Raw genomic sequence first — 24,700 nt, 5'->3', positions numbered from 1 at the left:
GATTGTCAAGATATTTTTTCCCCAAAGTGCCAAAAATATAAGGACTTACAAGGATTCTTGGTGAAAAGGAGTTATCAATAAAAATAATTCGGAGCGTGTATCCGAAATATCATTTTTTGGAAATTTAGTAATTACTTAGAGTTACAGAATTCATCTTAAAGTAAAACTAGAGGTGTTTTTAGATATTTTTAAAAAATGAAGAAATTTTTACAAAATTTGGGTGAATAATAAATTTTTTTCATCTTTGACTCAGGTAGGTTTAAAATAATTCTGTTCAGGAGGAGAGAAATAAGGTCCGCAAATTTTTTTACCTACTTCTCATATATTTTTTTTAACAATGCATTTTTTTCAAGAGAACAATTCTGAATCAGAAATGATGCTACATTTATAAAATTGAAATTGAGAAATAAGTGAGCACAAGTGATCATCACTAAATTAAATAATGCGAGCCTTTAAAAGTAAAGTAAATTTAAATTTAATTTGGTTTTTAAATATGGATATTAATTCAATGGTTTAATTGGCGTGAGCCACCTGGCGGACTTGAACCGCCGACCCGCGCATTACGAATGCGCTGCTCTACCAGCTGAGCTAAGGTGGCTTGATAAAATGAACTTCGACGGAAAATTTAGATACTATCTAATTTTCTTTTTATGTCTGTTCTTTCTCAAGCGTTTTTTACGCTTATGGGTCGCCATTTTATGACGTTTTCTTTTTCTTCCGCAAGGCATCTATTCTGCTCCTTGATTTAATGTGATTTAAGTAATTCTTGTGCTCTCTTACCGACATCATTATTTGGATTAATTTCGTAAGCTTTTTGAAGCCATTTTTTAGCTACTGTCATATTGCCGGCATTCATATTAACCACACCTAAGTTGAGATGTGCAATCTGATGTTTCGGAACATACTCGAGTGATTTTTCCATTAATTTTATTGCTTCTTCATAATCACCTAATTCAAAATAACATACGCCCATATCAACAATAACATCAGCATTTTTAGGATCAATTTTGAGATACTGTTTATACTTTTCTATAGCTCTCTCTTTAAAACCGGAATCATTTAATAAATGTGCTAAATGCTCTAAGGTAGCTTTATCATTTGGATTATTTTTAATGATATCTTCAAGTCGGTTAATTTCTTTAAGATTTGTTAAATCTACACCTGCATGAGGATCTGCTTTATTTTCGATGGTATTATTTACTCCAACGCTTGTTTCGAATACTCCGGCAGAGTAGATAATGATAAGGCCAATAATAGCTAAGAATATAGACAAATAAATAATTTGAAGGGGAGAAATGCTTTTTATTTCTCTAGTATTATTTTTCTGCTGCGATGATTTTGTGCGCTTTTCATTATAATTCTCGGTCCCCTGCTCATTTAATTCTTTATTACCAAGATTTGCACCACAAGCAGGGCAAAACTTTTCAGAACCTGATAATTCCTCGCCGCAAATATTACACTTCTTTAAATTCATAATATTTCTCTCGATTCATTTTTTTCGCTTTTCATTCCATCATCTACTGCAGCTTTAAAATCTTTTGAAAATTTAAACATTGGTACAAAATGTTCAGGTACAAAAACTTTTTCGCCTGTTCTTGGATTTCTGGCATACCGAGCCTGTTTCTTTTTCACTTTATAGCTGCCAAAACCTCTTATCTCAATTCCCTTGCCTTCCTTTAAAGAATTGATAACTGTATTTAAAAAACCTTCAACAATTGCTTCCGTTTCAAGTTTGGTTAAACCAGTGCCAAGAGCAACTTTCTCAACTATATCTGCTTTGGTCATCTATAACCTCTTATTTTTTATATACTTATTAAAAAAGGACTCAAAAAATATTAAAAAGTGGGTTAAAAACAAATTAATATAACTTATTTATTAATATAAACTTAGCACCATTTTGAGATGCTACGTACCATTTTGATACAATTTTTAGAAGTTATTATTCCAAAATATTCGTTTACCGTCTCAAAATTGAGGTTTTACATTGGTATGACTATTGTAATTAATAAGGAGAAAATAAAGGATAATAAAATGAGCTTAATGCCAGTTATATATACTTCGTTAGTGATCTTTCTCACATTACTTATATTTTTAGTTTTTCTATCATGGATTGTATATAAAGCAAAAGCGCGCGGAAGAAAGCTTCCCCATGAAAAATATGAACAAGAATTAGCTACAATCCAATATTTAAATCCAGAACCAGCAAAGGTAATCCCAACCGTTCAAATCCCTAGAAAAATACAACCATCACCTGTTATAATTAAAAGTAATACACTCAGAAGTCGTACTACCCAAATCTCCGAAAAACCAAGAAAAAGATACGCTCCAAGATTCTCTACATTAAATGAATTTAACTTTCGAGATGTTGATTCAAGAAGTGGGAAGCGATATTCTCAAACTGAGTTCAGCGATATGAGAAGAGTTACAATACTGAATAATCCAATAAGCACTCAGAAAAGTCAAAATCAAACGCAATCAGAATCAGTGAAAGTAAGAGATGCTTCCAAAATAAACATAATAAAATACTACACCGATAATCCCGAAATGAATATGATGAGTATACGGGCGGCTGGCTACTGATAAATTTATACAAATTGTTGAGTAAGATATTTTTATATATCTTTCATCATGGAATTAGTACCAATAATAGTGACGGCTTTGCAAGTGGTAATAGTAATTGCAACAATTGCGATTGCTATTTCTTATATATCATATAAGGTAAAACAAAAACAAGGAAAAACTGCAAAACCCAACATCACAGAGCCCTTACCAAAACCAAATCCTATTCAGTTACCAAAACCTGTTTTACAAAATGCACCTATTGAAAAGAAAAGAACCCGTGCTAAATCAAAAGAATATGCAGTTGTGAAAGAAAAAAATTCCCGAAAACAATCACCCCCTCCCTCTCCCGAGAAGCCAAAGAAAAGTTCATCAAATAGGATTGAAGTGATGAATAAAAATTCCGATACTAACTCAAAAGAAAAACAAAAACCAATGCCAAAAGCTGAAGACAAAAAAGTAACTAAAAAACAGTCATTGGGTGATAATATATTGGACAAGTATGTGGAAACAGATAACAATGAAATGTTTACCCTAAAAGCTGAGTCAAAAGAAAATAAACTATAGCCTCCTTTCTTAATATTTATAATTGCAGGAGTTGTATGAATTCAAAACTATTTAATGTGTTGGGGATGAGCTGTAATCACTGCGTTATAGCAATAAAAAAAGAACTTTCAAAATTAGAACTAGAATCGGTTGAAGTGGAAATTGGGAAAGTGCAAGTGGTATTTGACGAATCAAAAATTTCCGAAATAAAAATTATTGAGACCATTGAGGAAGCAGGTTATAAAGTAGAAAGTAAATAGAATGAATAAATTAAACATTCCAATAAAAGGAATGACTTGTGCCAGCTGTGTGGCACGCGTGGAAAAAATTGTAAAAAAGAGCAGCGGTGTAATTGATGCAAATGTAAATTTAGCCACTGAAAAAGTTTACATTGAATTTGACGAAAAATCAGCAAATCTTGAAGCTATTGCATCAGAATTGCGAGATCTTGGTTATGAGCTTCAGATTTTAAATACTGTTACAAAAGAAGAGATTACAGAAAACATTTATGATGAGTTTTATTCTAAACTAAAAAGAGATTTTTATCTTGCTCTTATTTTAACTGTACCAATCTTTCTTATTAGTATGACGCGTGATTTTGGAATAATGCCGAAATTTCTGAACTTGAATCATGAACAAATAAATAAAATTCTATTCCTTCTAATTACACCAATTATTTTTATTTCAGGAAAACGTTTTTTTAAATCATTTTTTGCCGGAATATCACACTTCTCCTTTGATATGAATTCACTTGTAGCAATTGGCACCGGATCGGCATTTGGATTTAGTACTCTTGTAGCCCTCTTCCCGGAAATGTTTCCCGAAACCGAACATGTCTATTTTGAAACTGCCTCAGTAATTATAACTTTAATACTTATGGGCAAATTGCTGGAGTATAACGCAAAAAGAAAAACAAACGATTCCATAAAAAGTTTGTTAAAGCTGAAACCGAAAACTGCTCGTGTATTAGAAAATAATTCAGAAAAAGAAATTGACATCGCTGAATTAAAGGTTGGAGATATTGTAATAATAAAACCGGGAGATAAAATTCCCGCTGATGGAATAATAAAGTGGGGACACTCTAGTATCGATGAATCGATGATCACCGGTGAAAGTATGCCTGTTGAAAAACAGAAAGACTCAAAAGTTATTGGCGGAACAATTAATGTGAGCGGCGCTTTTCACTACGCGGTAAAAGCTGTTGGGGATAATTCAGTTCTTGGTCAAATAATTAAACTTGTTGAACAAGCACAAGCCTCAAAACCGCCTATCCAGCAAATGGTGGATAAAGTATCATCAGTATTTGTCCCTAGTGTAATTATTATAGCAATAATAACATTTACTTACTGGTTTATTTTTGGTAGTGAACATTCACTAGCGAATGCAATTATAAACTTTGTTTCGGTTTTAATAATTGCCTGCCCCTGCGCTCTTGGTTTGGCAACACCAACAGCTATTATGGTTGCCTCTGGATTAGGAGCCTCTAATGGCATATTAATTAGAGATGGTGAAAGTTTAGAAGTTGCTCAAAACATTAATACTGTAGTATTCGATAAAACCGGTACACTAACTTATGGAAATCCCACTGTATCAAAATTAATTTCGAATGAGTTTAGTGAGGAAGAGATATTAATGATTACTGCTTCTCTTGAATCTATCAGCGAACACCCGCTTGCCGGAGCGGTTATTGATGAAGCACTAAAACGAAAAATAACTTATCAGAAGCCAGAAAATTTTAAAAACTATCCGGGGAGAGGTATTTCTGCTGAGATTGATAGTCAAATTTACTTTGTTGGCAATTTGAGATTGATGAATGAACATTCAATAAGTACGGTTGATCTGATTAATTATTATGAAGATCTTGTTGATTCTGGGATTTCGACTTTCTGCTTAGCCAACGAAAGTAAAGTAATTGGTCTAATTGGAATTGAAGATAAACTAAGAGAAAATTCGAAAAATGCAATTGATGAATTGGGAAGAGCTAATATCAAGACAGTTATGCTGAGTGGTGATAATGAAAAAACTGCGAGTTTGATTGCAGATAAATTAGGAATATTAAATTATAGGTCGGAAATTCTACCACACGAAAAAGCTGAGGTGATTAAAGAACTGCAGAACAATAAAGAATTTGTTGCAATGGTGGGAGATGGAATAAACGATTCACCCGCTTTAGCCCAAGCTGATCTGGGGATTGCAATTGGCACCGGAACAGACACGGCAATTGAAACCGCGCAAATAACACTTGTTACAGGAAATTTATTATCGATTATAAAAATTATTAATATCTCAAAAAGAACTATTAATACAATTAAGCAAAACTTGTTTTGGGCTTTCATTTATAATATTATAGGCATCCCGTTAGCTGCTGTAGGATTGCTAAATCCGATGATTGGAGCATTGGCAATGTCGCTTAGTTCTGTCTCCGTTATATCAAATTCACTAAGATTAAAGCGTGTAAAAATTTAATGAGGAATTTGGCATGGCAAAATTTCTGCTTCAAACAAAACCATTTATAGTTCCAACAAATGATGGGAAAATAATTGAAGAACATTTTGGCAATGCGAGTATCAATTCAGGTGATTATAGTTTCGCACATATGATTGCTCCTCCTGGATGGAGTGAACCATTTCAAACCCCACAATTTGATGAAACTACCTTTGTGTTTTCCGGCAAAAAAATGATTGAGATTGATAATGAAAAAATTATTCTTCAAAAAAATCAATCTATTTGCATATTGAAAGGTACCCGGGTCAGATATTCCAATCCATTCGATGAAGCTTGCGAATATATTTCTCTCTGTATTCCTGCATTTACATTAGAAAGGGTAAAAAGAGAAAATTAGTTTTTAACGATCAAGGTACTTCGATCCATCCAATATTTATCAACTATTTTCTAGGTAATCTTTCCACAAAGGAACTTGTGCTTAAAACCGCAAAGGTATCGGCATTTTTTAATTCTTCGATATTTAAACAATTCAAATAACTCATGGCGCTTTTTAATCCATCACTAATAGAGTTAACAACATTCCGTACGGTCCCTTTATATGGTACTAATGTTTCTTCTCCCTCAATAAATTCTCCTTTCATTTTAACACCAAATGAAGCGGAGCCACGATATTTTTTCCAAAGTTGATCATTATATTTAATTACTTCTCCCGGTGTTTCTTTTGTGCCGGCTAACATTCTTCCAAGCATAACAATATCGGCTCCGGCGGCAAGGGCTTTGGCAACATCTCCCGGATTTTTTACTCCTCCGTCAGCTATTAAAGCAATATTTAATTTTTGTGATTCTCTTTCAAAATAAACATCAATTAATGAAGAGACTTGCCCAATTCCAATTCCCGTTTGAACAGACGTTGTGCACATGCTTCCTCCTCCAATTCCAATTCGCACAGCATCAGCACCAGCATCAACTAATTGTTTTAGAGTTCCGCCATGAGCAATATTTCCAATAATAATTTTAAGATTGTATTTCCTTTTTATTTCTTCACACTTTAATAAAACATAAGCGTTATTCGCATTTGCTGTATCAATACAAACTATGTAATTTTTTTCGGCGATTTTTTCGAGAAGAAAATCTTCTGCAGTTAAACTCACCGAAACAGTTTTTATACCCACTGAAGAATTTTCCTCAGAGAATAATCTATTTAAAGAGGAATCAAACCGATTTACTATTCCAACAGCGCCTGCATCGCTTAGTTCTTTTGCCATTTCAATACCAGTAACCGAATCCATAGGACTAGCAATAATGGGTACGGATAAATCTAATCCTAAAAAATTTGACTTAATATTAACTTCAGTTCTCGATTTAATTCTAGATACTTGAGTGGGGATCAGACTTATATCATCATAAGTGAGAGAAAGAGAATAATTATTGAGCTCTTTTTTTGAGTAAATTTTCATCATTCATTCCAATTTATTTTGGGGCACTAATCTAAATAATTTCTAATAGATGCGTATTATTTTTTTTGGATAGACGCCGGCTATCCTATATTTTAATGTACTTTTTTCAAAAGAGCAATTGGAGAAATAATGACCGAAAATGCTAAAGTGAAATTCAAATTTCCATCGGAGTTTTGGCTCGCAAATTTTATGGAGCTTTTAGAACGAGCCGCGTATTATGGTTTTTTCATAGTACTTACTTTGTACCTTACCGATATTGTTGGTTTTACCGATACCGAAACCGGAATTGTTGCAGGAGTATTTTTTGCTGGTTTATATCTATTGCCAACATTTGCAGGTGCGGTTTCTGACAAAATTGGTTTCAGAAATGGACTTATTTTAGCATTCGGATTATTAACTATCGGATATGCTTTTCTTGGCGTTTTCACAACTAAAATTCCGGTATTATTTTTTCTGTTTGTGATCTTGATCGGCGGCTCATTTATTAAACCTTTAATTACCGGTACAGTAGCAAAAACCACAAACGAAGATAATCGTGCTCGTGGTTATGCGTTATTTTATTGGACGGTGAATATTGGAGCATTTTCGGGTAAAACTTTTGTTCCTTATATCAGACAAGGATTAGGGCTAGAGTATGTAAATTTTTTCTCAGCCGCTATGTCTCTCTTGGCAATGTTTTTCGCTATTATTTTTTTTAAGCAGATAGATCAATCTCATCAAGGTAAGAAAATAAGCGATATACTGATCTCTCTCAAAAAGATATTTTCCACACCCCGATTAATAATATTAATATTAATAGTTACAGGATTCTGGATAATTCAGCATCAGCTATATGCCACAATGCCAAAATATGTTATTCGATTACTGGGTGAAGATGCAAAACCGGAATGGCTCGCAAATGTGAATCCGGCAGTAGTTGTTCTTTTTGTTGTATTGATTACAAATCTGATGAAAAAACGTGCGGCTGTAACTTCGATGTTAATTGGAATGATGCTTATGCCCTTTTCTGCATTAGCAATGGCAATGAGTCAAACGTTGTTCTCCATCACGGGAGACAGCGTTTCAATATTTGGATTTTTCTCACTTCATCCATTAACTGTGATGATGATTATAGGTATTGGAATTCAAGGTTTAGCTGAATGTTTTATTTCTCCCCGATTTCTTGAATATTTTTCATTCCAGGCCCCAAAGGGTGAAGAGGGTGTTTATCTTGGATTCAGTCATCTACATTCGTTTTTTTCTGCGCTGGCTGGATTTATAATGTCGGGATTTTTATTAGACAAATATTGTCCAGATCCCAAAACATTACCAGTTGGCATTTCAGAAATTGAGAAAGCCTCTTATTATGCAGATGCGCATCTGATATGGTACTACTTTTTAGCTATAGGTTTTGTTGCGGCGGTTGCTCTTTTCATATTCAAGTATGTTACCGAGAAAATTGATTCGCGATAATAGAAAATTATAAAGGCATTTATAGGTCATTTTTCAAAATGACCTTTTTTATTTTATTACAATTAGGCTTTATCATAAGCTGATCGAATATAACCTAACTTTATTTGATTATTTCAGCATCTCTAAATGTTAAGCTAAATATAGTTCCAACTCCCTTTTTACTTTGAACAGCCAAATCCAAATTTATTAATGCAGCAAACTTTTTGACAAGTGAAAGTCCAAGACCAACTCCCTCATACGAGCGCGTGTAACCAATTTCTTCTTGTGTATATGGCTCAAAAAGATGTTTTCTATATTCTTCTGATATCCCGATTCCCGTATCCTCAATATCTATCCTTACTTTGTTTTGAGAACTCATTAACAATCTCACTTTAACTGAGCCCGTATCGGTGTATTTAATTGCATTATCAATCAGATTGTTCAATACCTGCTTTAAACAGAAGTGGTCTGAAATTAATTTTAGATTTCCAATTTTATTTTCGAAGACTAAATTTAAACCTTTTGATTCACTAGGTTTTTTATAATCCATAATTGTATCATTTATGAGATCATCAACAGAAATTGGCGAAAGTTTGTTTTGGAAATCCCCCACCTGCAATCGGGAAAAATTCATTATCATATCAACAGTTCTAATTATTCTGCTGCTCGATTTCGAGATTGCGTCAAAATATATTCGTTCAACCGGAGTAGTATATTTAGCGAAAACATTCTCTATTATTGCGGTCATACCTAGCAGGCCATTTAGTGGTGTTCTAATTTCATGTGAGATATTCGCAATAAATGCATCCTTCAATTCACTTGCCGCTTCAGCTGTTTCTTTCGCTTTAACTAAAACTTCTTCTAGCCTTTTTCTTTCAGTAATATCTTCTTTAATTGCAATGTAATTGGTGATGAGTCCTGTTTTATCTTTTATAGGTGAAATAGAAGCAAATTCCCAATACAATTCTCCATTTTTCTTTTTATTCCGAAATTCTCCGCGCCACTCGTTTCCAGAAGTTATTGTTTCCCACAAAGATTTATAGATTTCGTTTGGCAATTTACCTGAGCTCAAGATTCTTGGATTCTGACCGATCAACTCCTCCTTCGCATACCCGCTAGTTATAGATGCTTTTGGATTTACATATTCAATATTGCCATCAGTATCTGTAATAATAATTGATGCGGGACTTTGTATTACCGCTTGATTTAATTTAATAATCTCCGATTCTATTTTCTTCCGCTCAGTTATATCGCTTGCAACTCCAATCATACCAATAGCACTATTCTGTTTATCATAAATAACGGTTGTTGAAAGTTGAATTGGAAATTCAGTACCATCCTTTTTAGTGTTTATTAATTCACCATTCCACCCTCCTCTAAGTGTGGAATAATGAACCTCTTCTAGTAATCCCGCACCATTTTTCGCTGAACCCACTAAAGAAATATTTTTTCCGATCAGTTCATAATCATGATAGCCATAAGTATTTATAAAAGACTGATTAACAAAAATTAAATTATTGTCAAGATCGGTTATGCTTACACACTCATTTATACTTTTTAAAGCATTCGCAAGCTTTTGAATTTCAATTTCATGCATTTTCCGTTCGGTGATATCTAGCGAAAAACCGGCAAGAATTGGAGATTTACCCTCCTGCTGTATTGGAAACATTATTGTGGCAAAATGTTTACCCCTAAAAGTTACTTCGCTTTCGTGAGGTTTTCCTTCTTTCAAAACTCTTTTTTCTTGTTCTAATGCCAATTTTGTAAAATCGGATGGGAATAGATCAAACATGGTTTTGCCTATTATACTATCAAGCGGCAATCCAATTATCTTTTCAAAATTTTTACTTAAACGAATTAAACGTCCTTCTTGATCTTTAAAAAATACTAAGACTGGACTATACTCTAATAACTGTGAAAATATTTTCTCACTTTCTCTGAGAGCATTCTCAGCAATTTTTCTTTGAGTAATATCTGTTATTGTACCAACGTAACCGATAATTTCATTGCTATTATTATACTCCGGAACCGCGTGCCCCATTACCCATGAAATAGTACCATCCTTTTTCTTGAAGCGGTAATCTACTCTAGAAGCTCTTTTTTCCCTCGCTGCTGAGTGCCACTCATTACTAAGTGTAACTTTATCTTCATCTAGTACAGCCGAAAGCCAACCATCTCCCATCGCTTCCTCAAATGATAAGCCTGAGATCTCACACCATTTTGGATTAACGTAAGTTGTATATCCTGTACTATCAGTTCTAAAAATTCCAACTGGTGAAACATTTGCTAAAGTTTGGAAACGACGTTCACTTTCGCGTATAGCATCTTCAGCTAATTTTTGAGTGGTAATATCTCGGCTGATGCCAACCGTACCAATTATTTCCCCCTCCTCATTAATAAAGGGAAGTTTTGTAACTAACAGCCAAGAGTCTTCATTTTTATTATTGATTTCATGTTGAAGAAAATCGGAAAGTACTTTCTTTGTCTCTATAACTTGATGATCTTGTTCTTCATATAATGAAGATACTTCCTTAGAACGATAATCAAAATCAGTTTTTCCAATTGTCTCTGCTTGGTTTTTAGCTCCGAGAGCTTTGAGATGTGATATATTATTCAGTATAAATTTTCCATTTAAATCTTTTACAAATACTCTATCAGGAATAATATCTATTATTTGTCGGAGCATTATTTCACTCTTCTTAAGAGCGTCTTCTGCCTCCTTTCTCCCGGTTATATCACGAGAAATTACATGAAATCCAGAAACATTAGTACCGTCAAAAATTAGTGTAACATTTTGACCAAACCAGCATGTATGTCCGTTCTTTTTCAAAATTGGAACTTCTAAATATGTTGTTACCTTTTTTTCTTTAAATTGTCGGAGATAATGAAACTGCGCTCTACGACGGTAATCGGGACGGACGAATTCGGAAAAATTTGTTTTATAAACTTCGTTCTTTGAATAGCCGGTAAATTTAAACGCTGTTTCATTAACGTGAGTAAAATTCCCAAATTGATCGGTTGTGTAAATTAAATCTGATGCGTTTTCAACAACTTCACGATATAACTTTTCTGATTGTTTTAATCGTTCACGATTCAAATAGTTTTCTGTAACATCAGAAAAAACCAGAACAACTCCCTGTATCTCCCCATTATCGTCCAAAATTGGGGCAGCGCTATCAGAGATATGCTTTTCTGTACCGTCCTTGGAAATTAATATTGTGTGATTTTCGAGTTCAACTGTTTCTTTTGTACTAAGAACTTTTCTTACGGGATCAGGGCAGGTTTCTCTCGTAACCGCATTTATAATATTAAAAATAATAGTCGAGTCCATCCCCTTTGCTTCTTCAAAGGTCCATCCGCACATTTTCTCAGCGGTTTTATTCATTCGAGTAATAAAACCATTTTTATCTGTGGCAATAACCGCATCACCAATTGATTGCAATGTAATAGAAAGACTTTTTTCATTCTCCCTAATTTGTCTTTCCATTTTAAATTTTTCTAAACTAATTTCAATTGAAACGAGCAAGTCGCGCTCTTCCACCGGCTTAATAAGATAACCGTAAGGTGAAGTAAGTTTTGCCTTTTCTAAAGTTGCTTTATCGGAGAAAGCTGTTAAATATATTATTGGAACATCCAGTATTTTTCTGATCCGAGCGGCTGTTTCAATACCATCTATTGCCCCTTTAATATTAATATCCATTAAAATCAGATCGGGCTTCATCTCCGAAGTAATCTTGATAGCAGTATCACCATTGTCGGCAATACCAACAACATGATACCCCGAATCAATTAAACGCTGTTCAAGTTCCAGCGCTACAATTGATTCATCTTCAACAATTACTATTTTTGCCGCCAATTCTGAACCTTAATTATTTGAAAATATTAAAGAAAACTCTGTATTATTTTTATTTTTTATTATCAAATCACCTTCAATTTGAGAAACCAAACTTGAGACAATTTTTAATCCCAAGGAATTACTTTTATTGATATCAAAATCATCAGGCACCCCTACACCATTATCGCTCACCAGAAGTAGTAGTTTATTCTCATCAACAGTCTCGAGCTTAATTAAGATAAACTTTCTGTCCAAGCCATCCTTTGAATTTTCTGGGAAAGCATATTTAAATGAATTGGACAATAATTCATTGAGTATAAGTCCAAGGGGTACTGCCTTATCAACAGATAAATATACCTTTTCCAATTCGAGAATAATTTCGATAAACTCAGAAGTAGTTTTATATGAACTTCTAATGTGAGAAAGTAAATTTTTAATATAATCTGAAAAATCAATTTTTGAGAAATCGCTGGATTGATAGAGTTTTTCATGAACAAGTGCAAGAGAACGAACTCTCATCTGACTTTCTCCGAAAATGGATTTGATTGCGTCGTCTTGAATATTCCTAGATTGAAGATATAAAAGACTAGAAATTACCTGAAGATTGTTTTTTACTCTGTGGTGAATCTCCTTTAACAAAATTTCTTTTTCTTCCAGCGATCTGGATAATTCCTTAGTATGCAAAATTAATTTTTCTTCAAGATACAATTGCATTACCGCAACCGATAGATGCCTGGATATTTCAACAAGGGTATTAATCTTTTCCCCTTCGGGTATTAAGTTATCCTCGAAACAGAAATAAAGCTCACCCGCAACATCACTCTTTGTTGAAAGAGGGAATGAAATGTAAGATACAATCCCCGCAGACGATAAGATATTTTCCATAAATGTCTTTTGAGTGACTAAATTCAAATTACTTTGCATGTGGTATTCTTTATCAATAAAATTATTTATAGCACAATCTTCCTTTAATGGATACTCATTAAAATTCTTAACTAGTTTATTACCATCATAATAATAATTATCAACTCTTATTAAACCTTTATTATTATCGTAAAGTACAAGGGCTGCTAAATTAAAATTAATTAATTTTGAGTGTGTACTTTTTATTGTTGTGTAAAATACATCCTCAATAGTTTTAGAGTTAATAATACCAGCATATATTTCTTCAAGGGTTTGGAGAATAGTTGTGTATTGTTTAAGTATTTGTTCTGCTCTCTTTCTTTCTTCAACCTCATCAATTAATTGCTTATTGGTACGCTCAAGCTCCGCTGTTCTAATATTAACCATTGTTTCCAATCTTTCATTACTAGAAGCAACTGCGCTGGCCATCGAGTTAAATGATCTCGCAAGAAAACCAAGTTCATCCTCACTTAATATTTGAGCTCTTGCTTTTAAATCACCCCTTTCAATTTCTTGTGACGTTTCAACTAATTCCTTTATTGGTCTTGTAAGACGCCTTGAGAATATAGCTGAAACAATAAATCCAATTACTATAAAGGAGAAAGAAAAAATTGTTGTTCTTATTATCAAATTTTTTAAAGCCTCATTGTAGGATTCTAGCGAAATACCTAAGTGTATATTACCCCAGATTATACCTGTAAATACAAACGGCCTGCTATAACGAAAACACTCCTTATTTATGATTGATGAATAACCGATTTTTCCAACATTAAATTCTTCCGAGTTAATCCAATTTCCATCGAGTTCTTCAAAGCTCCAGCTGTTTTTTTTGAATATTAATGAATTACCATCTTTTTTTGTCAATACAATAAATTCGATTGACGAGCTGCTCTCAATAAGTTTAGTGCAAAAGTCGATTACTGCTTCATAATTATCTGTGAATAATGAAGTTGCATGTGCTTGAATTATTGATTCAGATATATTTGATGATTCTATCTCCATTCGGTTTAGTATTATTGACTGCTGAGTTATAAAGTTGTAGACACCAATAATGATAATTGACGAAATAATTAAACTCCATGCCAGAGCGGCAATTTTCAAAGTAATGCTTGCATGCCAGCCCTTTCTTTTTATCTTTTCTAATAAGTATGCGATTATTGATTTATTAATCTTCTTCATAATGTAATTTAGTTTGAAATAGAATTGTGAGAATTAAATAAACTTTTTACCTCATAAAAATCACTTTCTATTACTTTAAATACTTTTTCGGTTTTCATAATATTTAAGATTTGCCTCCCTTCAACTGTATCTGGAAGCTTTATTGATTCTTTAACGATCTCAGAATGTATAGTCGGGTCAACACCTTTTCGCTGAGCCAAAAAATAATTAATGAATTTCGGAGATTCTTCTAGAATGACTATTGATTGCCTTAACTGAGGATTCATTTCGCAAGCGGTTAAAAACAACCCTTCTCTAATTACCGCTAATCCGCTTTTGTTAAAAAACATTTTCAAAAGAATTTGAATCTCAGTTTGTTTTGTTTCAAGAATTTTTAATGAACTTGCTTTGGATTTACCCAGTTTATTGATGGATTCTACTTCCATCCAGTTTTTTATCAGCTCAATGGAATTGGTATTTGGCAATTGCACTTCCATTTTAGCAACATCTTGTATTCCCGTTAGATTGGAATTTTTATGAGCTACCAGGTAATATCTTTCATATTTCGTATTGATGTTTAATGAAGAAGTAACCATTGGGACAACTTTTGTTCCTAAATTAAATTTGTAATAATCCCATACAGTTAAACTGATAAAATCAATTTGATTATTCTGTAATTCTGAAAATAATTCATTTTTATTTTTATAAAACTCAGTAACAATATTTGCATTAGCAATTGATTTATGTTTCGATTGTTTCTTTACCATATCTATCCACAGCTTCATAGTTTCCTGACTCGCGGTTATATCACCATCATCAATGCTGGGATCATAAAATCCAACCTTAAGAGTTAATTGATTTGCCTGCGCATTCAATTGATAATTGCTAATCGCCAAAACAATACATATCAATAATATATCGAATAAGAGTTTTACATAATTTATTTTATTTATTGTATTCATAATTGTTTTATGAAATTTCTTAGTTTTTTAATCTATAATATTTATTATGCTGTTTTATCAGATTTTCTGTCTCATGAAGATCTTTCAGTTCAATTTGATGCATACAGTTGGTTAACATTAAATTTAGTATTTGCTTTCCTTCAACACTTTTGTCCATATTCATACCAACCTTTACAATTTCTTCGGTGATTTCAGGATCATAATTTTTTCTATGGGCAAAAAAAGCATTTATATAATGAGCTGATTTGGATATAATCTTAGTGTTTTTCTTTATTTGAGGGTTTAACTCGCAAGCTATATCGTAAGAATCTTCCCGTATAACAGCAAAATCCGTTTTCTTGAAAAATATTGAAAACAAAGCTTCATTCTCGTTCTTGTTTGATTCTACTAAAACAATTTTCGACTTTTTATTTTTCATCTTTTCTTTAAGTTCTACTTCAAGCCATAATTTTACCAATCCTGATGAATATGAATTTGGAATAACAATTTGAGAATTAGGCATTTTTGTAAAATCACTCACTGCTGAGCTGATATGAGTAACCAGTAAATATCTCTCATACTTGCTTTCCTTCGTTTTTGCCGTAGTGAGAATTGGGACAATCTTATTTTTTAGATCATGTTTATAATAATCTATGGCTGAGATATTTATAAAATCTAGTTTATTATCACTTAATTTGTCTATCATTTCATCTATGGTGGTATAGAACTGGTTGTTCATAACCGAGTTTACAAGCATTTCAATTTTTGTATTTTTTTTAATTACTTCAGCCCACCTTTTTAATGATTCATCAATTTCTGTAATATTACTTTTATTGAAATCTTTTGTATAATACCCGAAATTAAGAATTAATTGTTTGGGTTGAGCCGCGATCATTTCAGATAAAATGAAAAGAACTAATGTGAAATAAATAATTCTTCCTCTTAAATTGTGTTCATTATAGTTCATAAACAGGTTCAATTTTTTATTCCTACTTGTAAAAAGAATTATATTTAATGATCATTTTTTCTGTTTCAAACATATCTTGTAAACTAATTTTGTGCATCGATTCAGCCTGCATCAAATCAAGTAATTGTTTTCCCCAAACATGTTTTTGAAGTTGAATTCCTTCTTGTACTAGAATTTCGACTATTGCAGGATCGGTTCCCTTTATATTGGCTAAGAAATTGTTGATAAGATCTGGCGAAGTTGCAATTAGTTTAAGACTTTTTTTTAACTGTGGATTAAGTTCACATGCTATCATAAAAGTGGAATGGTTAACAACACAGTACTCGTTTTTCTTAAAAAACACTCCATATAGTGCTTCATTCTCAGTTTGTTTTTTGGCAGTTATTGAAATTTTGCCTTTAAATGGTTTTGTCTGTTTTTCTTTCAGTTCAACATTAATCCAAGTTTTCATCAAATTTAATGAATATGAATTCGGGACAATAATTTCGCCAGATTTAATATCGGAAACAGTGTTAACAGTTGAGCTAGAGTGAGAAATCAATAAATATCTGATATACTTTGAAGACGCCATTTTATTTGGAGCCAATAATGGAGTAACTATGTTCTGTAGTTTCATATTATAAAAATCCAGACTTGATAAATTTACAAATTCAACTTGGCGGCTTTTTATTGCATCATAAAATTCCTTTTGAGTTAAGTATATATTATAATTTATTGTAGCTTTTGAAAACGATTCATCTTGACTGTGTTTCTGAATAGCCTCTCCCCATATTTTAAATGACTCCACTAACTCATTTGCATTTTGCTCTTCCACAATACTTGAATAAAATCCAAGGGTAATCTGCTTTTTCTTAGATTCTTGAGCAAGAATATTTGATATTAACAATATAAAGACTGTTGAAACCAGTGCCATTAATGCTATATATTTTCTCGAGGTTTTCATCATATATTCAGTAATTATTTTTTAATCCCGAATAGTTCAATATATTCATTCAAATATTCATCTTTGTACGGAACAAGCTTCTCGGAGACAAATAGATCTAATAACTGTTTCCCATAGCTGTCTGAATGAAGGCTAAGTATTATTTCAGATAATTCTTTTTTAATTTCTAGTGAGTTAGAATTCCCGTTAAAACATGAAAGTCCTAATAAAAATGAGGGGGACCTGTATATTATTTTCAATTTTTTTTCAATTTGAGGATTTATTTCGCTGAGTATTTTTAATGATTCTTCCGTTACTAATGCGGCTTTTGCTCTCTTAAAAAACACCGGTAGAACAACATTGTTAGTTGCCGGTGATTTTATAATATTTCTAAAAAATTTTTTTGAGTTTGGTAATTTTTCTTCTTTTAATAACTTATTTAAGAGCATATCCTGGGTTTCAGACTTTTCCTGGGATTGGATATAAATATCTGTGCCCGCCAATTCATTTATATTTGTGATTTTCTCATCCACATGAACTACAAGCAAAAATCTAAAACCAACTCTTCCATTTGATAGATTTGTGAATGAAGGAATAAGATTAAACTGTTTTCGTAACTCCAGATACTCTTCTGTCGAAATCACCGTTAATTCGAATCCATCTTTTAATTGTCGAACAAGTTCTTCTCTGTTTGCGGTAACGACTATCTCAATATTTTCTTTTTGTGCATACTTTCGCTTTATATGCGCGGCCAGTACTTGCGCTACCGCAGTTGCATCCCTAACCGAATTTGCATTCATAGCATTTATAGAGTAAACCAATTTTACCGTTTTTTCTCCGGGAAGAATATTCTGAGCTACTGATGCGTCAATAAAGAACAGCCCCATAATTATTATAAGTAGTCCATTTTTTAACATTTTATCTAATATCACCAAATAGTTGTTCAATTTTAAAAATTGTTGATGCTTGCATATATAAGGCCGCTTCATGTTGAGAACTTAAAATTGCCTCAATCAACTGTGATTCAATGAAATCGGATACAGAGGCCATCTCATTCTGATATGCTCTCAAATTTAATTCTCTGTTCTCAATCGCTGTCATCATGGCTAGTTTAGCAAAATTAACCTTCTCGTTAGCTTCCTTAAGTTCGTTCAAAAGTTTTTCCTTTTGCATTTTCAAGCCTTCATTTAATAGCGCCTTTTGCGATTTGAATCTGGATACTTCAACTTCCATCTCTTCAATTTTTCCTTCAGTCCGAAATCCATTAAAAACTGACCATTTTAATCCAATACCGACTGTAAAAATATTCTGATTTTCGGGCGTGAAGTTTGCATAATCATAGGAATTGTCCCATCTTCTAAAATTTCCAAATAATGCGATTGAAGGATAGTATTCGCTTTGAGCTTCATTAACTTTACTCTCATAAACTTTTATCGCATTATCAAGTTTCTGATTATTTATATTAAGCTCATTCAAAGATTCATTGGATAAAAACTTTTCAGCCTCTCCGGTTTCATAAGTTGGATTTTCTTCACTAATAGATATTTCCTCCGACTGGTCTATTCCCATATAAAATTTAAGCGCTGATACGGCAGTTTTGTAGTTGCTTAAAATGGTAGAGTTCATACCCTTAAAAGCTTCTAGTGTCATTTTATTTTTTAGATAATCCAGTTTATTAACCTTCTCAGAACCTGAATTAAATAAACTTTCCGTAAGCTTGTATGTTGCTTCAAATCTTAACAAGGCATCACCGGCAATTCTAGAAATATTTCGTGCTAAGATTACAGCATAAAAGGTGTTCTTAACATTGTATTTAATTTCTCTTTCTGAAAGCCGAAAATCATCCTTTGATATCTTTAACCCAATTTTTGCCTGTTCAATTATAGAATTTATTTTTCCACCTGTGTATAAAGGATAAGTTAATGCCGCTTCAGTTAGAATACTCTTATTGTCCGCAATTTTAAATGATTGTGATGGAAAATCGATTTTATCCAGTGATAATGTCATTCCCAATAAATCAATAGGGGGGATTTTCACTTGTAATGGCGGCTGAATAAAATTTATGTCCTCATCATTAATGTACGCTGAGGAAGAAATTTCAAGTTGTGGCATTCTGGCTGATTCGGCTTGTTTTAGCTGTGCCTCACTTTTCTTTATCAACTTCTGTGCGATTTCATTTTGCTTATTTTTCTCCAGCGCAATCTGAATGCATTTTTCCAAAGTTAAATTTGAATAATTATTTTCCTGGGCAAAGATTAATGTTGTAATCAGAATCATTAAAATTATTACTTGGTAAATTTTATAATGCCTCATAATTCCTTCTTTTTTTATTTAGTCGATCACTTTTATAGTAACTAGATTTAGCAATACTAGACTTTTGGTCTTTTATTATTTCAATAAATTATTATTTCAGTTATTACTATCGAGATTAAAACACAATTCTTTAATTGAAATTTGCGGTGAATGTTGTATGATAATTACTGAGGTTTGATCAATAAACGATTAGATACTGTAAAATTAGAACAAGAAAAAAACTTAGGAGGTTTGTTAAAATAAAAAGAGATGGCTAATACTCAAATAAATTTTCGATAAAGCTCATTTATAACGCTTCAATATGAACAAGTTTTTGTTCGGCAATTAACTTTTCTACCAAAAGCTTAATTATTTTATCTCGTTTCAATATTCCCTGTTGAACAAAGCTTATATCTTCACTTGCTGGATTTTTAGAATTACCCAAATAGAGATTGACTCGGTCCGCAACGCTTAAAAGTGAATATAAAATAGTTACGGGACTATCTTTCTCCAACTTGCTTGTATCTTCATCCCAAATATTGTAGAGTTGATTTAGTGTTACTGCTCCTTCTGTAACTAAATCAATTCCTTCAATCTCATAATCGGGGGGAGAAATTTCACTCTTAAAATTGGGATTTATTTGAAACTCTTTCCCCAATTCTCGTGCTACTATTTTTGCCGTGGAAGCCCCACATACAATTTTTAATCCCTCATTACTTAGAAATTTTTTTACAACTGATTCATCGTTTTTAGGATCAACCGGCGGACCAGTAAGCAGATTAATAATTTTTCCTTTACGGCAAAGGATTAAACTGACTGATAAATCATCACCGGGTTCATTTTTCCAAAGTTTTTTAGCTTCATCAATAATCAATTTAGGAAGTTTTTTAACATCACATCCGGCGCGCAGTGAATCATTAACAAATTTATTTATCCCATCAATTCCCCAGCCATTCACTAAACCTTTACCCAGCCCCGCTTGTGAGATACCATCACTAAAGAGTAAAATTCCCTCCCCTTTTTCAAGAATGCAATTTGTTTCCCCAATTACAGCATCATTAAAAGTTTGAGTAAGTATTTTTAATCTTGTTGCATAACGTTTAGAAATAAAAATTACCTCTGGCATTTCGTAAGTAAGAATGGTTGCCACACCATCTGGTAAAATTCTGGCTACCGTAAAAAAAGCTAGTGGCATATCTTTTTTTCTGGCATCCTCCATACTATGGACTATATTCGCAAATGCCTGTCTTATTGAAAGTCCGGTTCTTATTAATTCACCCAGTCTCGCTACACACATTGTTGCAGTTATATTTGCTTTTGCCCCCGATCCAACCCCGTCGCATAAAGTATGATATGTTGAAGTTTTATCCCTTTCCGTGCTTGTTACATCACCGCTGGGCTTCCCTAACCTCTTCGGAATCTGTTCAGTAATTACTTCGAAGTGTAGGTATCCCATAACCAATTCTTTTTACGGTTAAGGTTTTTCATTTTTTCATCTTGAGTGAGTTTCAGAAGATTTTCCACCAGTGATTCTCCTTTTGCGGTATTTTCCCCCAGTAATTTTGCGAGCTGTTGAGCCATTTCAATTTGGTGCTCAAGTAATTCCTGTGCTTTACCAATAGTTTCTTCGCGAAGTGTATCAAGCTTTTCAACATCAGTTATATTTTTAGTTATATCCACAAAAATTCCAATGTACTGATCCTCATCAGGCATTTTATAAATAAATTGATGACATGTAATTCCGTAACTATCATGCCGTTGAGTAATTTCAACCATATTAGTTTCCGAGTCTTTCACCTTTACAAATGGTTCCGGATCGATTAAGTAAGAAATTCTTTTACCGATTATAGAATTTGTGCACATAAAAAACTTTTTAAAGGCGGGATTAACATGTAAAATTTCGAGCTGGTTATTTATTATCACAATTCCATTTGGAGATGATTCAATAATTTTATCGGTACGTTGTTCAGCTAATCTTCTCATATAAGGTATGCATGATTCAATTTCCACCATATTCATCAATATTGCTTTAGCGTTTTCTATGCAGGAAATATAACCGCACGCACCACAATTTAATTGATCCTCTTCGTTTGTTTTACCGGTTTGCTCAAGAATCTGCCTTAACTGTGCTTCCGTAAAATTATTATCCTTAATTCCACAACTATGATCGAATCCGGTACGCAAATCAACATTATTTGATGCACCTGTATTATCACTTTGCATCAATCTAGAATATCTGATTACTTTATCTTTTCTAGAATAAATATTTTCAGTTCTTGGTAATCCGGGTCCATTAACACATCCGGAAGCACATATAAGTGGTTCAATTAAAATTTTTGATTTTGTGTTTTGAAATGATTGAATTGAGTCTTCGATTCTCTCTATTCCGCTCATCGCATAAATTGTAGAATTCAGGTTATCCGTTTCAAGAGATGCTGTCTTTGCCATTCCACCCGAAAGTGAAAATAATCGGGATGAGCCGCTGACTAATTCATCAAATTCACAGGGTTCAAATGATTTAAAGTCTATTTGAAATTCTTCAATCCATTCTACTAACTCGGTAAATGTTAATACAGCATCAATAAGTCCGGTGTGTTCCTCCCTCTCGGCCTCAGCTTTTTTAGCGAGGCAAGGACCAATAAAAACTATTTTAGTCTCGTAACCTAATTTTCTTTTTAGGCGGCGGGCGTGTGCAATCATAGGGGATACAATTGGAGTGAGAGAGTCTACATTTTCAGAAGAGTACTTCTCAATATAATTTACAAACGAAGGGCATGCAGTCGATAAACACATGCCACTATTTTTTTTACTGAAATAATGTTCAGTTTCTACAGCCGTGTGATAGGCTGCTTCTGCAGTTTCGGTTATAAACGTAAAACCGAGTTTTCGGAGTAGTGAAGGAATTCTATTCCATTGCCATTCTTCGAACAGAGCAGGAAAAGAGGGTGCAATACTCACAGCTATATTTTCATTTTCGGCGATTAATTTCTTCACCACTTCAATATCACGTCGAAATTGTTTTGCACCTTGCGGGCACTCTTTTAAACAAGTTCCGCACAATATGCATCTTTCAATTTGAACAAATGCTTGTCCCCCCTCCATTTTAATAGCATTAACAGGACAGTGCCGCAAGCATTTGTAGCAATCGCGGCACCGGGCTTTATTCGTAAATAATATTTGTGAATTGTTCAGTTGCATTTATTTTTCGGTACTATTTTTATGTTACACAAAATTCAACAAACTCTTTTTCTCAATATGCTCGTTTAATGCAATTACAGCTTTTTCAAGAGTGCATTTTGGGATATGCTGATCATCAATCATAACGTTTGGGCCTTCGCTACATTTTTCCATACAAAAGGTAGCGCTAATTTCAACTTTTTCTGCAAGTCCATGCATTTCAACATATTTAAATAATAAGCTCATCAATTTTTGAGATTTTTTCAGATAGCAATTAGTACCAACACAAACTTTAATTTCTACCTTCTGAGAATTTGAACTTCCAATGAAGCTTAATTCTGTTTCAAAAATACGTTTTCTATTTTTGTAGCTTGTATGGAGCAATTTGTGTGCCTCATGTGAATTAGGCTCCAGCAATAAATTTTTATATAAATCCTGTATGTATGGATTATCCTGAGATTTATGCAATTGAAGTGTTTTATCCGAATCATATAAACCACGGGTTCTCTCTTTTTTCACTTTTTCATCAAATATATATGGTTGTCCTGCTCCTCCAATGCAACCGCCCGGGCATGCCATCACTTCAATAATATCAAATTGCATCTCCCCATTTTGAATTTTATTGATTAAAGATTTCGCGTTTTTAAGTCCGCTTACAATTGCCATTTTAACTTTAGTACCATTAAGATGCACTTCTACTTCCCGAATTGGTTCATCATTTCTCAATTCATGGAATTCAAAGTTAGATAATTTCACACCGGTCAATTTTTCTGATGCATAACGGAGAACTGCTTCAGATACACCGCCGCTATTACCGAATATTACACCAGCTCCGGTTTTAAATCCCATCGGAAGATCGAGTGATTCTGGAGTTAAATCTTCAAATTTAATTCCCGCTTGTTTTATCATCGACGCTAATTCTTGAGTTGTAATAACATAATCAACTTCCTTAATACCATTAGAAGAGAATTCATCTCTGTTTGCTTCCACTTTTTTTGCAGTACAGGGCATAATTGACACAACTACGAGATTTTCTTTTTTAACTCCTAATTGATCGGGTAAAATTTCTTTAGCAACTGCCCCAAACATCTGCTGAGGAGATTTACATGTTGAAAGATTAGTTAAATACTCTGGATGATATTGTTCGGCATATTTAACCCAGCCAGGACAGCAGCTTGTAAATAAGGGAAGATTTTCATTTCTAGTTTTTCTTGAAATGAATTCGTTTGCTTCTTCAATTACTGTTAAATCGGCGGCAAATGATGTATCAAAAACTTTATCGAAACCGATCATTTTTAATGAGGAAACTATTTGTCCCATAAGTAAGGTGCCCGGCTTCATTCCAAATAATTCACCGATTGCTACGCGAACAGCCGGGGCAATTTGTACAACGACAGTTTTTTTAGGGTCATCAATAGCATTCCACACTTCATTGGTTTGATATTTTGGGGTTATAGCTCCTGTCGGGCACACACGAGCACACTGGCCGCAGTCAACACATTCCACATGAGCGAGCTCTTTTCCGAATGCGGGAACTACATCTACTTTAGAACCACGATGAGCAAAATCAATAGCACCAATATCCTGAATTTCATAACAAGCGCGAACGCAATCACCGCAAAGTATGCATTTATTTGGATCGCGAACCAGTGCATCAGAAGATATATCAAGAGGTTTGATCGCTTCGGTCATTTTAAAACGTACTTTATCAACGCCAAGTTTGTTCGATAGATCCTGCAGTTTACAACTCGAACTTTTTACACACGAAGTGCATTGTTTATCATGATTAGCTAATAATAATTCAAGTGCAATTTTTCTGATATTTCTAACTTCCTGAGTATGAGTTTTTACTTTTAATCCCTCCTCAGGTTTTATTGTGCATGATGTAGTAATTCCCTTACCGGCAATATCAACAACACACATTCTACATGCCCCATAAACACTCAATTCTGAGTGATAGCAAAAAGTTGGGATTTCAATATTCGCTTTACGAATTACTTCTAATAGATTTCTTTCATCGCCAAAAGAAACTTCTCTACCATTAATTGTTAAAGTTTTCGTTTTCAT

The 24,700-nt window shown here is 33.3% G+C and carries 19 protein-coding genes and 1 tRNA gene; 6 read left to right on the top strand and 14 right to left on the bottom strand.

Translation table 11 applies throughout. The features are described from left to right. Positions 1-525 precede the first annotated feature (525 nt). The 3 genes from KF816_04935 to KF816_04925 all read right to left on the bottom strand — a co-directional run bounded on the left by KF816_04935 (position 526) and on the right by KF816_04925 (position 1,785). Positions 526-598 (bottom strand) — tRNA-Thr (locus tag KF816_04935). A gap of 147 nt (positions 599-745) precedes the next feature. Next, positions 746-1,474 (bottom strand): tetratricopeptide repeat protein, encoded by a 729-nt coding sequence (locus KF816_04930; GenBank protein ID MBX3007358.1) that lies wholly within the window; start codon positions 1,472-1,474, stop codon positions 746-748. Beyond that, the gene (locus KF816_04925; protein ID MBX3007357.1) at positions 1,471-1,785 is read right to left on the bottom strand and encodes an integration host factor subunit beta; all 315 of its coding nucleotides are present in this window, start codon (positions 1,783-1,785) and stop codon (positions 1,471-1,473) included. The genes KF816_04930 and KF816_04925 overlap by 4 nt, the downstream gene beginning before the upstream one ends. Positions 1,786-2,031: 246 nt before the next feature. On the opposite strand from KF816_04925, the gene KF816_04920 reads away from it, so the two are divergent. From KF816_04920 to KF816_04900, 5 genes are read left to right on the top strand one after another with little or no spacing between them, the layout of a single operon-like run. Beyond that, positions 2,032-2,580: a hypothetical protein gene (locus KF816_04920; GenBank protein MBX3007356.1), complete on the top strand. Its 549-nt coding sequence runs from the start codon at positions 2,032-2,034 to the stop codon at positions 2,578-2,580. 48 nt (positions 2,581-2,628) lie between these two features. Beyond that, on the top strand, positions 2,629-3,126 hold the full coding sequence (locus KF816_04915; GenBank protein ID MBX3007355.1) for a hypothetical protein: 498 nt from the start codon (positions 2,629-2,631) through the stop codon (positions 3,124-3,126). 35 nt (positions 3,127-3,161) lie between these two features. After that, positions 3,162-3,365 (top strand): cation transporter, encoded by a 204-nt coding sequence (locus KF816_04910; GenBank protein ID MBX3007354.1) that lies wholly within the window; start codon positions 3,162-3,164, stop codon positions 3,363-3,365. 1 nt (position 3,366) lies between these two features. Continuing rightward, positions 3,367-5,571, top strand: coding sequence for a copper-translocating P-type ATPase (locus KF816_04905; protein MBX3007353.1), 2,205 nt, complete (start codon positions 3,367-3,369; stop codon positions 5,569-5,571). Positions 5,572-5,584: 13 nt separating this feature from the next. Further along, positions 5,585-5,947 (top strand): cupin domain-containing protein, encoded by a 363-nt coding sequence (locus KF816_04900; GenBank protein ID MBX3007352.1) that lies wholly within the window; start codon positions 5,585-5,587, stop codon positions 5,945-5,947. Positions 5,948-5,990: 43 nt separating this feature from the next. Here the strand turns inward: KF816_04900 and KF816_04895 are convergent, their stop codons facing one another. Then, positions 5,991-7,007, bottom strand: coding sequence for a guanosine monophosphate reductase (locus KF816_04895; protein ID MBX3007351.1), 1,017 nt, complete (start codon positions 7,005-7,007; stop codon positions 5,991-5,993). A 129-nt stretch (positions 7,008-7,136) separates the two neighbouring features. Here KF816_04895 and KF816_04890 point away from each other — a divergent pair, with 129 nt between their 5' ends. Next, positions 7,137-8,459: an MFS transporter gene (locus KF816_04890; protein MBX3007350.1), complete on the top strand. Its 1,323-nt coding sequence runs from the start codon at positions 7,137-7,139 to the stop codon at positions 8,457-8,459. Between the two features lie 100 nt (positions 8,460-8,559). Here the strand turns inward: KF816_04890 and KF816_04885 are convergent, their stop codons facing one another. The 10 genes from KF816_04885 to KF816_04840 form a co-directional block, all read right to left on the bottom strand. Further along, complete coding sequence (locus KF816_04885; protein MBX3007349.1) at positions 8,560-12,294, bottom strand: PAS domain S-box protein; 3,735 nt, start codon at positions 12,292-12,294, stop codon at positions 8,560-8,562. A 9-nt stretch (positions 12,295-12,303) separates the two neighbouring features. Then, the gene (locus tag KF816_04880) at positions 12,304-14,355 is read right to left on the bottom strand and encodes a HAMP domain-containing protein (GenBank protein ID MBX3007348.1); all 2,052 of its coding nucleotides are present in this window, start codon (positions 14,353-14,355) and stop codon (positions 12,304-12,306) included. Between the two features lie 8 nt (positions 14,356-14,363). Next, positions 14,364-15,296 carry a PhnD/SsuA/transferrin family substrate-binding protein gene (locus KF816_04875; GenBank protein ID MBX3007347.1) on the bottom strand — a complete coding sequence of 311 codons (933 nt, stop codon included), beginning with the start codon at positions 15,294-15,296 and terminating at the stop codon, positions 14,364-14,366. 19 nt (positions 15,297-15,315) lie between these two features. Next, on the bottom strand, positions 15,316-16,242 hold the full coding sequence (locus tag KF816_04870; GenBank protein MBX3007346.1) for a PhnD/SsuA/transferrin family substrate-binding protein: 927 nt from the start codon (positions 16,240-16,242) through the stop codon (positions 15,316-15,318). A 22-nt stretch (positions 16,243-16,264) separates the two neighbouring features. Beyond that, complete coding sequence (locus tag KF816_04865) at positions 16,265-17,188, bottom strand: PhnD/SsuA/transferrin family substrate-binding protein (protein ID MBX3007345.1); 924 nt, start codon at positions 17,186-17,188, stop codon at positions 16,265-16,267. A gap of 11 nt (positions 17,189-17,199) precedes the next feature. After that, positions 17,200-18,096, bottom strand: coding sequence for a PhnD/SsuA/transferrin family substrate-binding protein (locus KF816_04860; GenBank protein ID MBX3007344.1), 897 nt, complete (start codon positions 18,094-18,096; stop codon positions 17,200-17,202). Beyond that, entirely contained in the window at positions 18,083-19,477 is a 1,395-nt protein-coding gene (locus KF816_04855) for a TolC family protein (protein ID MBX3007343.1), read from the bottom strand. Before KF816_04855 ends, KF816_04860 begins: the two co-directional genes overlap by 14 nt. Positions 19,478-19,763: 286 nt before the next feature. Next, complete coding sequence (locus tag KF816_04850; protein MBX3007342.1) at positions 19,764-20,912, bottom strand: SpoIIE family protein phosphatase; 1,149 nt, start codon at positions 20,910-20,912, stop codon at positions 19,764-19,766. Continuing rightward, positions 20,888-22,654 (bottom strand): 4Fe-4S binding protein, encoded by a 1,767-nt coding sequence (locus KF816_04845; GenBank protein ID MBX3007341.1) that lies wholly within the window; start codon positions 22,652-22,654, stop codon positions 20,888-20,890. Before KF816_04845 ends, KF816_04850 begins: the two co-directional genes overlap by 25 nt. A gap of 24 nt (positions 22,655-22,678) precedes the next feature. Beyond that, positions 22,679-24,700 carry a [FeFe] hydrogenase, group A gene (locus tag KF816_04840; GenBank protein ID MBX3007340.1) on the bottom strand — a complete coding sequence of 674 codons (2,022 nt, stop codon included), beginning with the start codon at positions 24,698-24,700 and terminating at the stop codon, positions 22,679-22,681.

Source organism: Melioribacteraceae bacterium, assembly GCA_019638015.1.
In the GTDB taxonomy this organism is placed as follows: Bacteria; Bacteroidota; Ignavibacteria; order Ignavibacteriales; family Melioribacteraceae; genus JAHBUP01.
Note: the sequence above shows the minus strand (reverse complement) of the source record. Positions and strands in the feature narration are given on the sequence as shown.